General features: G+C 62.2%; 17 protein-coding genes. 8 read left to right on the top strand and 9 right to left on the bottom strand.

Features of this window, described 5'->3' with window-relative positions; translation table 11 throughout:
• The first annotated feature begins 16 nt into the window (after positions 1-16).
• Positions 17-1513 (top strand): RNA polymerase factor sigma-54, encoded by a 1497-nt coding sequence (gene rpoN / locus BBF93_RS17165; protein ID WP_035597970.1) that lies wholly within the window; start codon positions 17-19, stop codon positions 1511-1513.
• 17 nt (positions 1514-1530) lie between these two features.
• Here the strand turns inward: rpoN and BBF93_RS17160 are convergent, their stop codons facing one another.
• Genes BBF93_RS17160 through ykgO form a run of 7 tightly spaced genes read right to left on the bottom strand, consistent with a single transcriptional unit; the run spans position 1531 to position 5619 of the window.
• The gene (locus tag BBF93_RS17160; protein WP_114106704.1) at positions 1531-2412 is read right to left on the bottom strand and encodes an SDR family oxidoreductase; all 882 of its coding nucleotides are present in this window, start codon (positions 2410-2412) and stop codon (positions 1531-1533) included.
• A gap of 26 nt (positions 2413-2438) precedes the next feature.
• Complete coding sequence (locus tag BBF93_RS19705) at positions 2439-2936, bottom strand: hypothetical protein (RefSeq protein WP_199288421.1); 498 nt, start codon at positions 2934-2936, stop codon at positions 2439-2441.
• A gap of 49 nt (positions 2937-2985) precedes the next feature.
• Positions 2986-3249, bottom strand: a complete 264-nt coding sequence (locus BBF93_RS17150; protein ID WP_199285915.1) for a DUF2312 domain-containing protein — start codon at positions 3247-3249, stop codon at positions 2986-2988.
• A 36-nt stretch (positions 3250-3285) separates the two neighbouring features.
• Entirely contained in the window at positions 3286-4236 is a 951-nt protein-coding gene (locus tag BBF93_RS17145; protein WP_114106703.1) for an alpha/beta fold hydrolase, read from the bottom strand.
• Positions 4237-4241: 5 nt separating this feature from the next.
• Complete coding sequence (locus BBF93_RS17140) at positions 4242-4838, bottom strand: tetratricopeptide repeat protein (protein WP_233349190.1); 597 nt, start codon at positions 4836-4838, stop codon at positions 4242-4244.
• A gap of 15 nt (positions 4839-4853) precedes the next feature.
• A complete protein-coding gene (locus BBF93_RS17135) occupies positions 4854-5462 on the bottom strand; it encodes an HAD family phosphatase (RefSeq protein WP_035597975.1) in 609 nt (202 codons plus the stop codon).
• 31 nt (positions 5463-5493) lie between these two features.
• On the bottom strand, positions 5494-5619 hold the full coding sequence (ykgO, locus tag BBF93_RS17130; protein WP_011648318.1) for a type B 50S ribosomal protein L36: 126 nt from the start codon (positions 5617-5619) through the stop codon (positions 5494-5496).
• 111 nt (positions 5620-5730) lie between these two features.
• Between ykgO and BBF93_RS17125 the strand changes: the two genes are divergently transcribed.
• The gene (locus tag BBF93_RS17125) at positions 5731-7065 is read left to right on the top strand and encodes a lytic murein transglycosylase (protein WP_233349189.1); all 1335 of its coding nucleotides are present in this window, start codon (positions 5731-5733) and stop codon (positions 7063-7065) included.
• 21 nt (positions 7066-7086) lie between these two features.
• Here the strand turns inward: BBF93_RS17125 and BBF93_RS17120 are convergent, their stop codons facing one another.
• Positions 7087-8358: an MFS transporter gene (locus tag BBF93_RS17120; protein WP_035597977.1), complete on the bottom strand. Its 1272-nt coding sequence runs from the start codon at positions 8356-8358 to the stop codon at positions 7087-7089.
• Between the two features lie 136 nt (positions 8359-8494).
• Between BBF93_RS17120 and BBF93_RS17115 the strand changes: the two genes are divergently transcribed.
• Together BBF93_RS17115 and BBF93_RS17110 are read left to right on the top strand one after the other, a co-directional pair.
• Entirely contained in the window at positions 8495-9373 is an 879-nt protein-coding gene (locus BBF93_RS17115; RefSeq protein WP_035597980.1) for a motility-associated protein, read from the top strand.
• A 71-nt stretch (positions 9374-9444) separates the two neighbouring features.
• Positions 9445-9975 carry a hypothetical protein gene (locus tag BBF93_RS17110; RefSeq protein WP_035597983.1) on the top strand — a complete coding sequence of 177 codons (531 nt, stop codon included), beginning with the start codon at positions 9445-9447 and terminating at the stop codon, positions 9973-9975.
• 121 nt (positions 9976-10096) lie between these two features.
• On the opposite strand, the gene BBF93_RS17105 is transcribed toward BBF93_RS17110, so the two are convergent.
• On the bottom strand, positions 10097-10816 hold the full coding sequence (locus BBF93_RS17105) for a M48 family metallopeptidase (RefSeq protein WP_035597985.1): 720 nt from the start codon (positions 10814-10816) through the stop codon (positions 10097-10099).
• A gap of 69 nt (positions 10817-10885) precedes the next feature.
• Here BBF93_RS17105 and BBF93_RS17100 point away from each other — a divergent pair, with 69 nt between their 5' ends.
• The 4 genes from BBF93_RS17100 (at position 10886) to BBF93_RS17085 (ending at position 14556) form a co-directional block, all read left to right on the top strand.
• A complete protein-coding gene (locus BBF93_RS17100; protein WP_035597987.1) occupies positions 10886-12631 on the top strand; it encodes a hypothetical protein in 1746 nt (581 codons plus the stop codon).
• Positions 12632-12727: 96 nt separating this feature from the next.
• Complete coding sequence (locus BBF93_RS17095; protein WP_114106702.1) at positions 12728-13552, top strand: TIGR00282 family metallophosphoesterase; 825 nt, start codon at positions 12728-12730, stop codon at positions 13550-13552.
• Positions 13553-13718: 166 nt separating this feature from the next.
• Positions 13719-14090 (top strand): DUF4168 domain-containing protein, encoded by a 372-nt coding sequence (locus BBF93_RS17090; protein WP_035597990.1) that lies wholly within the window; start codon positions 13719-13721, stop codon positions 14088-14090.
• A gap of 148 nt (positions 14091-14238) precedes the next feature.
• Entirely contained in the window at positions 14239-14556 is a 318-nt protein-coding gene (locus BBF93_RS17085) for a YkgJ family cysteine cluster protein (RefSeq protein ID WP_035597991.1), read from the top strand.
• The last annotated feature ends 191 nt before the right edge of the window (positions 14557-14747 follow it).

Below are 14747 nucleotides of genomic sequence, written 5' to 3'. Positions count from 1 at the left end.
TCAGGGGGCGCGGCCTATGGCCATGAAACAATCACTAGACATGCGCCAGGGCCAATCCCTGGTGATGACGCCGCAGCTTCAGCAGGCGATCAAACTTCTTCAGCTGTCGAACCAGGAGCTTTCCGAATTCATCGAGGCCGAGCTTGAGCGCAATCCGCTGCTCGTGAAGGTCGAGGATGAGGGCGGCTCCGCCGCCGCCGAAGCGAGCGACCCCAAGAGCCGCGAACAGCTGACCCTTGACGAGCGCTCTGGCCTTGGCGAAGCCCGCGACCAGTTGGACGCGCCGGGCGAAGATGTGTTCGAGCCGGGCACCGGCTCTGATGCCGCCCTGGCCGCCGATGCGCGCGGGCCTTCTGCCACCACCGATTGGTCGGGCGCCTCCAATGGTCCGGCCTCTGAAGATTTCGACTATGCGGCCAACGTTTCCGGCGATGTGACGCTGCACGAGCATCTCCATTCCCAGCTCAGCTTTGCGGGCCTTTCGGCCGCTGACCGGCTGATCGCTGCCCGGCTGATCGATGAGATGGACGAGACCGGCTATCTGCGCGCGCCGCTGGAAGATGTTGCCAAGGCGCTGGGCGCCGACATTGCCAATGTCGAGGCAGTGCTGACCGTTTGCCAGGGCTTTGACCCGACCGGCGTGATGGCGCGCTCTGTGCCCGAATGCCTGGCGTTGCAGCTGAGGGATCGCGGCCGGCTGGACCCTGCCATGCAGGCGATGCTGGACAATCTCCACCTTGTGGCCCGTCATGACATGAAGGCGTTGATGGATGTGTGCGGGGTCGACAAGGCCGACATCCAGGACATGCTGCTGGAACTGCGCCAGCTTTCGCCCAAGCCGGGCGCGGGTTTTTCCAGCGACACCACCGTCGCCGTGGCGCCAGATGTTTACGTCCGTGAACTGCCCAACGGCATGTTTGCCGTTGAGCTCAATTCTGACAATCTGCCCCGCGTGCTGATGGACAAGGCCTATTATGCCGAGGTCACCGCCCTGCCGATGCGCGAGAAGGAGAAGGAATTCATCTCTGAATGTGCCGCCTCGGCCAGCTGGCTGGTGAAGTCCCTGGACCAGCGCGCCCGCACCATCCTGAAGGTGGCGAGCGAGATCGTCCGTCAGCAGGACGGGTTCTTCGCCCATGGTGTGGCGCATCTGCGGCCGCTGAACCTCAAGCAGGTGGCTGATGCCATCGAGATGCACGAATCCACGGTCAGCCGGGTCACCACGAACAAATACATGGCCACCCCGCGGGGCCTTTTCGAATTCAAATACTTCTTCTCTGCCTCCATCCCTGCGACCGGCGGCGGGGAGGCCCATTCGGCCGAGGCCGTCCGTCACCGGATCAAGCAGCTGATCGATGAAGAAGCGCCCGAAGATGTGCTTTCGGACGACCAGATCGTTGAAATCCTCACCGGATTCGGCATCGAGATTGCCCGCCGCACGGTGGCGAAATATCGCGAAAGCCTCAACATTCCCTCGAGCGTCCAGCGCCGCCGCATGGGCCGGGCGGGCTGATTTCTGAACTACTCGCGTTATTTCTTCTTCAACTCGAAGCGCTTGATGAAAATCGCGTCAAGCCAGCGTTTGGGCAGGCGGCTGGCGATGGTGAAGTTGGTGAGCTTGTCGGGCACCGGGGCATAGCGGGCCTTGGGTTTGGGACTGCTGAGCGCGTCTTCGACGACTTCAGCGATCTTCTGAGGCGGGAGGCCCGTCTTGCCGCCTTTCAGCATGGCTTCTTCGAAAATTTCCAAAGGCTTTTCCCAATCGCTTCCGGAATAGAGGCCGTCTTCATTGTCCTTTTCGGCCTTGTTCCAGATAGGCGTGCGCACCGAGCCGGGGCCGACGGCGATGGCATCGATGCCATAGATCGCGAGTTCGCGGCGGAGTGTGTCGGTCATCGCCTCATTTGCATGTTTGGTGGCGGTGTAAGCGCCGAGGAAGGGGGCGGCGATCTTGCCGCCGACCGAGGTGATCGTGACGATGCGCCCAGGCGGGCCTTGGCGGGCCGGGTCACCGCCAAGCAGGGGCAACATGGCCTGCGTCACGCGCAGCAAGCCGAACACGTTGACGCTGAAATGCGCCTCGAAATCGTCCAGCGGCTGGATCGCCAGCGGTCCCATCTTGGCAATCCCAGCATTGTTGAGCAGGCCCGAGAGACGCTTATTGCCGAGCGCAGTGCCAATCGTGGTGACGGCGGCCTCCACTTGCTCGGGCTTGGTAACATCCAGAATCAGCGGCCGAAGATCCCCCATGGCGCCGTCTTTCAGGGCGTCGGCGTCCTTCAGGCTGCGAACTCCGGCAAATACAGTCCAGCCTCTGGCGGCCATGTGGCGGGCGCAGGCCTCTCCAATGCCGGTGGAGGCGCCGGTGACAAGCAGGCTGCGGGGGAGGGCGGGAGCGGTCAGATCGGTCATACTTGACTATACGTCTGAAACGCTCGTCAGTTTTCAGTTTTTTTTGCGCCGCCTTCAATCACTGTCAGGCGGGGCTTTGTCTGACGCAGGCGGGTGATCTTGCCGGGCTCCGGTGGGGACAGGCTGGAGGCGGGCACCAGGGTGGGTTTTGGCTTGGCGGGCGGCTCGGGCGCTATTTCAGGCTCATCAGCCTCAACATCATGGTCGCGTGCGCGCGGGACCGGCTTGCGCTTCATGCCCATCGGCTTTCGCGTCTGCAGGCCGCGACTGGGTTTGCCGCGGGCTTTCTTGTCAATCTCGCGCAGTTTTGCCTGCTGCAGGCTGGAAAGGGCCTCACCTTCCGCGCCTTTCATGGGATCGGCAAAGGCAGAGCCGAATTTCTCGATCCGGCCTTCAACCTCCTCGAGAAATTCGCGTTCCCAGTCCGACAAGGGAGGCCCAAGGCCTTTTTCGGCCAGCATCGCGGCTTTTCGCAGCTTCCTCAGCGCCGCGCGCTTCTTGCGCTCATCGACTTCTCTGGTCATGCGATCACATCAGACGAATTTGCCCGTTGCCGCAATTATCCCCCTGGTCTCAGGCCTCGCCAAGGGCAATGAGATAGGTTTCGAGGATCATTTCCTGTTCCTCGCGCTCGGCACGTTCGATCTTCCGGAGGCGGATCACCTGACGAAGGGCCTTGGTGTCAAAGCCGATCGCCTTGGCTTCGGCATAGACTTCCTTGATCTGCTCGGCGACCTCCTTCTTCTCCTCTTCCAGCCGCTCGATCTTGGCAACGGTCTGGCGGAGCTTTTCCCGGGTGGTTTCGTCGATTTTGGTCAGCTCAAAGCTGTCGTCCATGGGGTGTCCTTTCCGGGCTGAGGCGAGAGGAAGGCTTTAGCGGGTCTGGCGGCCAAAGGCCAGCCGCCGGATGGCGCCCGCTACAGCGCTGCCCTCGCCATGATGAGGCATATGTCCCTCGTCTGGCAGGATCACCAGTTCGATGGGAACCTGCTTCTTGAGCCGGGCGGTATGAAGTTTTGGTGAAACGACCGTATCCTTGCTGCCGGAAAATACGGTGATGGGCACGGCAAGCTCGCCATAGCGCCGGGATTGCTCGGCCAGTTCCTGCTTCAGCTGGGTCATATCCTGGGCATTGGCGCGGAAGTTTGGCGGGCGCAGGAAAAGTCCGATGCCGGAGTTTTCGAAATAGTCAGGCGGGGTGGGTGCCGGGGCGAAGACGCCGGAAATGCCGTTTTTCATCTGCGCTGGCCCGGCAATCGGGGCAAGTTGGGAAAAGAACGGCCCGAATACCGGGTTGGCGGCAAAGGAATTGTACCAGGCGGTGCCGCCCTCTGCGTCGCCCCAATCATGGGTGACGGGCGCCAGCAGGACCAGGCTGGAGACAAGGTCTGGCCGGTCAAGCGCCAGTCTCAGGGCCACGGCGCCGCCAAAGGAATGGCCTACCACGGTCGCCTTGCGGCCAGGGGCCAGCAGCTCCAGCGCGCCGGCCATCTGAGCGGCCTGTGCGGCCAGCGTGTCTGCGCCGCCAAAGCGTTCAGAATAGCCATGCCCCGGCCTGTCTACCATCAGCACGCGCAAATCCATTTCCAGGCGCGGGGCCAGCGTCCAGGTGAATTCGCGGGCATTTGCGCTGGCGCCATGGATCATCAGCACGACCGGCGCAGCTTCCGGCCCACGGGTCATGACATGGACGCCATGGCCATTGACAGCGACCTGCTGGCCGTCCGGCGGGTAAGCCGCCTCTACCTTTGAGGTATAGGCCATGCTGGAGACACAGGCGCCAAGGCTGAGGCCCGACAGGGCCACCAGAGACACGGTGATCATGCGTTTCAAAGCTCCAGGCCTTCGGCCTTCAGCGTCAGGCGCGCCTCCGCCGCCTTGGCCTGAGGCATCAACGGATAGATTTTCAGCGCTTCCCGGTAGCTGTCGAGCGCTTCGGCTTCCCCGCCTAGCTGTTCGAGGACAAAGCCCATACCGAGCCAGGCGCCGAAATGACGGGGCTCTGCCTCCAGCGTCTGGTTCAGGTCGCGCAGTGCTTCGGAATAGTTCTCCTCCGACAGGAAGATGCCCGCGCGCCGGTGCCAGGCTTCGGCAAAGTCCGGCCGCATGAGGATCACCCGGTCCAGCAGGTCGCGGGCAAGCTCCGTTTCGCCATAAGCCAGCGCTTCGGCCGCCCGGCGCATCACGAGGTCAGCGCTGGGCGACCCGGATTCCAGCCAGCTGGCCCAGATATCATCAGCAACATCGGCCGCGATCGCCTCATCCTCAGCCGCTTTCAGTTTTTCGAACATCTCGTCGGACGGAAAGGCCTGCGCCAGCGGCGCCAGCGAAAACAGCAGAAGGGCAGGGAGAAGCTGCTTGATCATGGTTTCCAATATGACGCGCCGGCGGCCGGCGGCAACGCCCTCCTTCAGATCAACTGTCAAAGACGCCTTTCAGGGTCAGAGAAGTCCCTGGCGGATCAGTTCGCTTTCCAGCCGGGCAGCGCCTGTGAACAGGTGGGTCTGGTAGCCGAGCGCGTCTGCCATCGCGATATTCCGGGGCAGATCATCAATGAACAGCACCTCACCGGGATCGGGATCGCCCATGCGGGTGCGGGCATAATGGAAGACGGCCGGGTCTGGCTTGATCAGCCCGATCTGGCCGGAAACCACGATGTCGCGGAAACGGTGCAGGGCCGGAAACATATCCAGCATCTGGGGCCAGATTTCCGCGGGCATGTTGGAAAGACCGTAAAGGGGCACTTCGCGGCCGAACAGCATTTCCACCAGACGGTCGGTGCCGGAAACATAGCCCCCGAACATCTCGCCCCAGCGGCTGTGCCAGGCAAGGATCTGGGATTCGTACTGGGGATATTGCGCGATCAGCGGAGCGGCATTGTCAGCAAAGCTGACGCCGCGATCATGCTCGGTATGCCACGCCATGGTGCATACTTCGGCAAGGAACCGGTCCGCTTCAGCCGCGTTGCTGAAGATCTGGGAATAAAGCCGCGCAGGCGACCAATCGAGGAGGACGCCACCTAAATCAAACAGGGCGATGCGGGCTGTCATGGTGCCGCCTCATTCCCTGTTCATCTAAGGGTCAGCCTTGTTTCGCTTTGAAACGCGGGTCGGTTTTGTTGATCACATAGACCCGGCCCTTACGGCGCACGATCTTGCAGTCGCGGTGACGTGACTTGAGCGATTTGAGAGACGAGCGGACTTTCATGGGTCTGGCCTGGAACGTTTAGGAATTGGGAAAGCGGAGCGCGTAATGAATCCGGATAGCCGAGTCAAGGACGGTAACTGCGGCGAGAAGGCCGCCAAAGGGGCAAAGGCCATGATTATCACAGGACTGGCCCGTTCAAAATGGATGGGAATTGCCATTGTCTGCGGGGCGCTAGCCTCGTGCGCAGCCGGGCCTCAGGCGCCTTCGCCAAAGCCCCCGGTGACGGGAACGCCCTCTCCGACGCCGGAAACCGGGCCGATTGTCTATAAATCCTCCGGCCATGCAGCCATGGATGCCTGGCGTGACGATTTCTCCGCCCGCGCGATGGCCGCAGGCCATGACCGGGCGATCGTGAAGTCGATGCTGGAAAATATCAGCCCGATCACAATGTGGCTGGGCAGCGCTGACACGGTGCAAACTCAGACCGCGCCCAGCGATCAAGCCGAGTTTGCCAAGCCGATCTGGGATTATCTGGCCACGCCGCTGGGCAATACACGGATCACTCAGGGCCAGCAGAAACTTTCCTCTACCCGCACGACCCTGGATGCCATTGAGGCGGCCTATGGGGTCGACCGCTCGGCGCTGCTGGCGATCTGGGGGATGGAGACGAATTTCGGCGGTTTTATCGGCCGGGATGATGCAGCCAATGCGCTGGCCAATATGGCCGTGGAAGACCGGCGGCGGAATCTGGCCGAATCCGAACTCTATGCCCTGATGAAAATCCTGAAGGATGGTGATGCCCGCAGGGGAGACCTGATTGCAGGCTGGGCGGGGGCGATGGGGCAGACCCAGTTCATGCCTTCCACCTATGTGGCCCACGCCGTCGATTTTGACGGCGATGGCCGCAAGGACGTCTGGAAAAGTGAGGCAGATGCCCTTGCTTCGGCCGCCAATTATCTCGCCCGGTCCGGATACATGAAGGGCCAGCCTTGGGGCATTGAGGTGCTGACACCCGAAGGGTTTGATTTCAGCCTGGCGGATGGCAGTGAGCGCCGGATGGCGACCTGGGTAGCCGCAGGGCTTTCCCCGATCCGGGGCGGCGCTTTCGAGACCGGCGGGGCCGATTTTGCCGAACTCTGGCTGCCGGCCGGGGCCAGCGGGCCGAAATTCCTGCTGTTCAAGAACTTCAACGTGTTCAAGACCTATAACCGTGCCGATTCCTACGCGCTGGCTGTGGGGCTTTCCGGCGACATGATCATCGGAAAGGGTGGCCCGGTGGCCGCCTGGCCGAAACATCTGGCACCGCTGACGGTGGCTGAAGTCCGAGACCTCCAGGACGGACTCAATGCCCTGGGCTATGACGCGGGCACCGCTGACGGGATTGCGGGCCGGCGGACCAAGACGGCGCTGCAGAACTTCCAGAAGGCACGCGGCTTCCTGGCAGATGGCTATCCCACCAAGGAAATGCTGGCGGCTGTCCGCTCAGGCACGCCTGCCATCAATTAGGCGCGGGTTCCTGGGGAGGCGTCAGTCGTCCTCCCGGATCTCGCCCAGCCCGTCCTTCATGCCGAACCGGGCATAGAAGAACATCGCAATCAGCATGCCGGCGCAGAGATAGAATGGCAGTTCGCGGCTGACATATTCGTAGAAGAACAGCCCGAAGAAGGGCGTCACGATGTAGCCCATACCGTTGGCGGAGATGACGAGCCCGGCGACATTTCCCTGAAGCTGGGGCGAGACGGCGAGCGAGGCACCGCTGGAGAAGCCAGGCCGGGCAAGGCCTTGGCCAAGGCCGATCAGGAATTGTGACAGGATGAGGCTCGCAAAATCATTGGCGAAGACAATCATCAGTGTGCCCATCAGGAGCGGCACGCAGCCCACCCACATCAGGGTCTTGTTGCGCAGATGCAGGCGCGGAATGATCACGAGCTGGGCGAGCAGCACGGCTACTGCGCCTACGGTGAAGGCCGGGCCGGTATATTGTGCAGCCTCCCGTCCCGCGACACCGAGCTTGTCCATCACGGCGAAAACGAACACCTGGGTCAGTACGCCGGTGACCAGTGACATGGCGACCGCATAGACGAGGAAGGGCAGTACCCGGTCAGAGTGCCAGAGGCCCTTGGCGCTGATTTCCGCTTCCAGTTTGACGGCGTCGGCGACTGGCGCGCGGGTTTCCGGCAGGCGCCACCAGACGAGCGCAGCCATCGTGCCCGCCAGCAGCGCGGTCACCAGGGCAGGGGAGAGGATACCGACCCAGGCCACCAGCGCGGCGGCAAACGCCGGACCAATGACGCTGCCCACGCTGAAGCCGGAGGAAAGGAAGGCAATCTCGCTCTGGCGCTCTGCCTTGCTGGTGCGGTCGGCTACATAGGCCTGCGCGGCCGGGTTGGCCGCCGAGCCGATCAGGCCGAACAGTGAGCGGGCCAGCGCGAGGCAAATGAAGACAAGAATGATGTTCGTCATGATGCCGGACAGGGCGAGCCGTCCTGTCAGCCAGATGAAGAACATTGAGGCGGCATAGCCAGCCAGGCCAATGGCGGCGACCTTGCGGCGGCCCCAGATGTTGGAGCGTTTCCCCCAGAAGGGAGAGGTGAGCGACCACAGCAGGGCCGAGAGTGAAAATACGGCGCCGGCCATCCAGTCCGGCATCTCCATTTCCCGCGTCAGCTGGGGCAGCACTGCGGCAAGCAGCATGGTATTGCCGGCCCCGATGGCCATGAGCGCGAAGAAGAGAAGGATGAAAGCGCCCCGGCGATCCGGGCGGGACTGATCGGGCAGCCGGTCATTTGTGCCTGGCATGAGTATGTTTTCCGCTCCCCACGGATTTTGCCGAGTGCGGTGCGCCCGAATACGCCCCTTGTGAACGTGGCTTTAAGACGCGCCGGGCATGAAGGGTAGGCTCAGCTTCTGAGTCTTGAAAGGGAAATGACGCGCGGTGCTCCAACTTGCCGGTCTTGTCATTGTGCTCCTGCTGGTGGGCGGTGGTCTTGCCTTGACCGGCGGACCGGCGGCGATGCACGCGCTGCCGTTTGAGCTGGCGCTGATCGGCGGGGCGGCCATCGGCACGGTGATGCTGGCAAATTCGCCTGCCGTTGCGCGGGAGGCGTTTGCCGGTTTTGTGCGCGCCTTCAAGGGCGCGCGCTGGAAGAAGGCGGACTATGCCGACCTCTTCACGTTGACCGGCGGCCTGATGCGAGCCGTCAAGCGCCGGGGCTTTGTCGCCATCGAAGCTGACATCGAGATGCCGGAGGAATCAGCGCTTTTCCAAGCCGCGCCCCGCATTCTGGAAGATGCGCCTGCACGCACGCTGATCTGTGACGCGTTCCGCCTGATGGCGCTGGATCTTTCTGATCCTCAGCGGGCGGATCAGCGGATGATGGAAGCCATTGACGGGCATATGGCGCAGCGGGCCAAGGCAGTCGGCGCGCTGCAGACCCTGGCCGACGCCCTGCCGGCGCTGGGCATTGTGGCGGCAGTGCTGGGCATCATCCGCACCATGGGCGCGATTGATCAGGAGCCCGCCATTCTGGGCGCGATGATCGGGGCTGCGCTGCTGGGCACCTTCCTCGGCGTGTTCCTGGCTTACGGCCTCGTGGGGCCGATTGCAGCGCGCTATGGCCAGATTGTCGAGGAAGAGGCCGTATTCCTCGAAACCATCCGGGTGCTCATCCGCAGCTTTGGGGAGGGCGCGGCGCCGTCGCTCGCCATTGAGATGGCGCGCACGACCCTGCCTCTGGCGTTGCAGCCGGATGCCGCCGGAATGGGCGGGGCGCAGGTGACCCCGCTCGCAGGTGCGCGAAGACCAGCTGCCTGATTGGCGCCGGAAGGCATAGACGCTAGGCTCGCCTGCAAACCACTCCAATCTGCAGAATAAGGCTGTCGCCTATGTCCCGCTTCGATGAACTTGTTGCCACTGTTGAGGTCTACCAGGCCCTGGCGGAGGAAAACTACAACCGTATCCGGCGCCTCGCGGAAGAGGTCCGTTCGGGCCTCTGTGACTATCTGGGCGCCAGCGATGGTGTGTGCGTGCATCTGGTGCCCCCGGCCGGTCCCTTTGAGCCGCGCTCCTATGGCGACCAGGCCTTCTCCATTCCGCCGCGCGGTTTTCGTCCGCTGGGGCCGGTCTCATTTGGCCTGGCCGTACGGGTTACCAAGTCGCAGGACTGGTTGCGGCTGGCGCTGCACTGCCGGAAGGCGGGCGAGAGCTTCATCGTGCATATCGAGGAGGGCGCCGAATACGAGTTCCACCTCCCGATCACGGAGGAAGATGCCCGGCCCTTCAATGCGCATATCTTTGAGCATATCCAGGAGTGGTTCAAAGAGAACATCGAACGCTATCGCGAAGGGGCCTATGGCGCGCGCGCAATCGGGTTCGAGTTCTCTCTCCCTGAGTCCAAATCCCAACTCGAGACCTAAGCTTCAAAACCGCACTCAAATACTCAGGGTGCTCCGGCGGGCTTCGGTCTGGAATCGGTATTCTCCCTCTTGGGGAGAAAATTTATTTCCGGTTTGTGCGGAAAATCCGTCTTGACACGGATTATTCACCAGCGGCCTGAAGTTCTGCCCCGTGAACGCGCAGCCAGGATCTGTGGCGCTTCCAGTCAGGGCAGCATTTTGCCACCAGAGACCAGAATTTGTTCGAATGGTTCATCTCTTTCAGGTGGGCGCATTCGTGGGCGGCCACGTAATCAAGGACTTCCGGCGGGGCCATGATAAGTCGCCATGAGAAGGAAAGCTGCCCATCAGAGGTGCACGATCCCCAGCGGGAGCGCGTGTCCTTAACGGAAATTCCTTTATATTCAACGCCAAGGGTCTCGGTGTGGCGTTTAACAGCACGTGTCAGCTCGGCACGCGCCTGCTTCTTCAGGAACCGCTCCACCCGCAGATGAATGGTTTCGGCATCCCCTGGAACAGAAAGGATTTTTGGCTCGCCTGCCGAAAGCTTGGCCAGCCGGCCTCCGCCCTCACCTGAAATCTGACAGGGATACCCCCTGTAGTTGAAAATTGCGCCCTCTTCGAATCGGACGATTTCCGGAAGGTGCTGAAGCCTTGAGGAAATCCAGTCCACCCGCTCGGCCGCGAATGCGGCGGCGGCTTCCATCTGCCGTGGACTTGGCGCAATCGCAACGGCTTCCCGGCGGCGCTCGTCGAGCCGGATAATCAGCCGCCTGGCCTTGGCATTGACCTCAAGGCGTACTTTCACCCGCTGTCCGCCGGGTGCCTTCAATGTCATGGTCTGGCCATTGTTGTAGAGCATGTGTAAAGAATCCGCACTAAACACAGCGGCCACACCGCACCCCCCAAACCGAAACCAGAGGGACATCTTATGAAGTATCTGCTCACCGGCGTGATCGCTATAACTTTGCTTACGGCATGTGGGCAGAAAGACAAGCCGAGTGGTGAGGCCGCTCTCGCGGCAGTTGAATTTGATGTGTCAAAACTTTCGGACATCTCGCTTCGGAAAGGGGATGCAGCTACCGCTTCTCAGGCCTTAGCAGCCTTCTCTTTGGCTGAGTCCGGATCTGGTATCCTGTCTTTCGACAGCCGGGATATCAACGGTGACAAGGCGGTCTTCACGAATGTGATCTTGTCCATCCCCAGGGACACGGGCCCAAGCGAGCCGCTCTACACCGAAGAAGAGATCGCTGAGCTCTTCTCCTATATGGATTATGATGGCGACGGCATTGCCGATGATGGCTCGGAAATGACGCTGGAAGAGTACAGCGCCAGCATGAACGCGACCGAGCCGGCCGGCCCGCCGCCGGTGGTTAAGGCTGCCAAGCTGGAATTTGACGGCCTCGGCATGATCAATGGCGCGGCGAACTTCTCGCTGATGCGCTTGTCCGACATTTCCGTGACCCCGGTTGAAGGCTCTGAAGATCAAAGCCGGGGCACGGTCGGCACCATCGAACTGATCAACCCGTCGCCGGAAACCGCCGCCTGGGTGGCCAGCCTGTTCGGGCAGGGCGAGCCCGCCGATCTTCCCGAAGGCGCGGCGCTGTCTTTTGATCGCTGGGCCATCAAGGATGTCGATCTCGACATCGTGGATGCAAGCGGCTCGGGCGGCTTTGAGCTGGCCTCGTTCTATATCGACGGGCTGAAGGAAGAGAAGGCCGGCAAGCTCGGCCTGTCGAAGCTGAACTTCCAGTTCAGCGAAGAAACCTCCGGAGACGTGAACATCACGCTGGACGGCTTTGGCCTTGCCGGTCTCGACTACGGCCTGATCGCCGCGGCTGCCAACAGCTCGGCCGATCCCACCGCCATGACCGAGGCGATGCAGGCCGATCCGGGCAATCCGGGTTTTGACGCAGCCCTGATGAAGGGCCTGAAGGCGGACGTCATCGGCGCCAGCATCGATATGGCCTCGTTCAATTCCTATGTTGGCCGCGATGGCCAGGGCCGGGCGACCAAGATCACCACCGATCCGTTCACGCTGACAGTGGCTGCCCGTGACAATCCCGATGGGGAGCAGTTTGCCGGCGCGCTGGCGACACTGGGCTATGAGACACTGACGCTGAGCGCCGCCGGCGAGCAGCTTTATGATCCGGATGCAGACGTCGTGACCCTGCCGAAGGGCAAGAACTACTGGCAGCTTAATGATGGCTTCAAGCTGGACGTTTCGGCCAAGTATGAAGGCTCCAAGGCAATTGCCGCTGCGTCGTCGGCCGCTCAGCTTGAGGCCAATCCGGACGCGATGATGGAGGCGATGATGAGCAAGCTGGCCTTCCATCAGTTTGAAGTCTCGTTCGCCGACAATGGCTTCTTCAACCGCGCTCTGAACGCTTATGCCGCTCAGTCTGGTGAGGACCCGGCAAACCTGCGCGCGCAGATTTCCGGCGTGATGGCCATGGCGCCGATGATGGCGGGCAGCACCGGCATTGATGTGGCCGTCGTAACCGAGCTGGCAACGGCGATCTCCAGCTTCGTTCAGGATCCCAAGACCCTGACGATCAGCATGACGCCGCAGACGCCGGTGACGGCGCAGACCTTCGTTGACGCGGCAAGCAACCCGTCTGACCCGGCCAAGAAGCTGGACAAGACGAAGCTCGGCTTCTCCGCCGGCAACAAGTAAGCGATTGCCGGCTGAGGCAAGACAGGGAAGGGCGCGGGGCCGGAAGGCTGCCGCGCCCTTTTCAATGAGGGATAATGGAGTCATAGGCTTGAGCGTATGAAACTGGCGTTTTTTGGAGATGTCGTCGGCAAGCCCGGACGGGCGGCGGTGCTGGAGCACCTGCCAGGCCTGCGCGCGCGGCTGCGGCTCGATTTTGTCGTGGTGAATGGCGAGAATGCCGCCGGTGGCTTTGGGCTCACCCGTCAGATTGCGGAGGAGTTCTTCGGCGCAGGCGCAGACTGCCTCACGCTGGGCGACCATGCCTGGGATCAGCGTGAAGCCCTCACCTATATCGAGCGCGAGCCGCGCCTGCTCCGCCCACTGAACTACCCCGTGGGCGCTGGCGCGCCGGGGAAGGGGGCAGAGCTTTACATGCTGCCCGACGGGCGCCGGGTGGGCGTGGTGCAGCTTCAGGGCAATGTCTTCATGCGCCAGTCGCTGGCCTGTCCGTTCGTGGCGGCCGATGCGGCGCTCGACCAGATGCCGCTGGGCGCGGTGGCGGACGCCGTGATCGTGGACATGCATTGCGAGGCGACCAGCGAGAAGATGGCCATGGGTCATCATTGCGATGGCCGCGCCAGCCTTGTGGTCGGCAGCCATACGCATGTGCCCACCGCCGATACGATGATCCTGAATGGCGGCACGGCCTATCACACGGACGCCGGCATGTGCGGGGATTATGATTCGGTGATCGGTATGCAGAAGGAAATGTCGCTTTACCGGTTCACCACGCAATTGCCCGGAGAGCGGTATCAGCCCGCCCTCGGCGAGGGGACGTTGTGCGGAACCTATGTAGAAACGGACGACCGCACGGGCCTCGCCCTGCGCGTGGAGCCGATCCGGATGGGTGGCCGGCTCAGCCCGCAGGTGCCGGCGGTCTAGGCGTTTTCTGTTGTGGGCGCTTCAGGATACGGGTTCGTGTCCGGAATGTCATGACAAAGCATTATATTACAATCCCCTCAGAAAGGCGCTCCAGGGGTTGAGCCGCTGGCCCGCTTTTGTTTGGCTGATGCCAGACATTTGGAGAGACCTGAGAGGAGAACGTATCATGGCTCTACAGAAATTCCGGGCACGCACTGTTTCGGCAATGCTGGCGCTGGCCGCCATGGGCGGGGGCACGGCTCTTGCGCAGGGCACTGAGGCAGCGCCCGTGGCCATCGCGCCGATGACAGACGCTGAAGCCACCCAGTTCGTGGCCGCCAACAAGAAGGTGACTGAGGTTGCCAACAAGATGACGCTGGAGCTGCAGGCTGCCACGAGCGAGGATGAGGCCGCTGCCGTTCAGGCCAAGGCCGAGCAGCAGATCACCGCCGCCATCCAGACCGAAGGCATCACGCCCAAGCGGTATACGGAGATTATCCAGCTGGCCGAAACCGATGAGGCGACCCTTGCCAAGCTGCGCGCCGAATTCGGCAGCTGAGGCAGGCTGAAAAGCCACCTTCTTAAAGGGGCCGTTCCGGCAGGGACGGCCCCTCTTGCATGGAAAAATGAGTTGGCGTAAATCGCGCCGCGCTGCCGGGAGCTGCGAGAGGCGCGGGCCGGGCGGTGGAGCCGTCTTTCGCAATCCCATGCCCGATGTGTCGTTTGACTGTGTGTCCTGCGGCGCCTGCTGTTTCAGCCGGAACCCCCGCTATCTCGAACTCCTCCCCTGGGACGCCGCCCGCTCCCTGCCGCCGGAAAGCCTCTTCACCGAAGAGGGGCGCACCTTCGTCCGCTTCGAATGCGGCCACTGCATTCACCTAGACCTGTCAAACGGCAAGGCCGCCTGCCAAGTCTACGAAGACCGCCCCGAAGCCTGCCGCGCCTTCCGTGCCGGGAGCTTTGAATGCGTCAAGGCAAGACGGGCGAATGGGGTGATGGGGGCTTTGGCGCGGGAAGCGTCGTAGGGTGGGATAGCCGAAGGCGTAACCCACCGGGCGGCGTGTGGGGCGGGGGCGGACGGTGGGTATCGCGCTGCTCAACCCACCCTACGCTTGCTTTGGCCAATCCCCATCTTGGCTTAGGTCGAGCAAATCAGTTTTTCATCAGAAATTATGGAACTAGTTTGCAACCCTTGCAGACTATTCCGCTAGGAAAA

Source organism: Hyphomonas sp. CACIAM 19H1 (assembly GCF_003325995.1).
Lineage (GTDB): Bacteria > Pseudomonadota > Alphaproteobacteria > Caulobacterales > Hyphomonadaceae > Hyphomonas > Hyphomonas polymorpha.
This window is presented reverse-complemented; position numbering and strand designations above follow the sequence as displayed.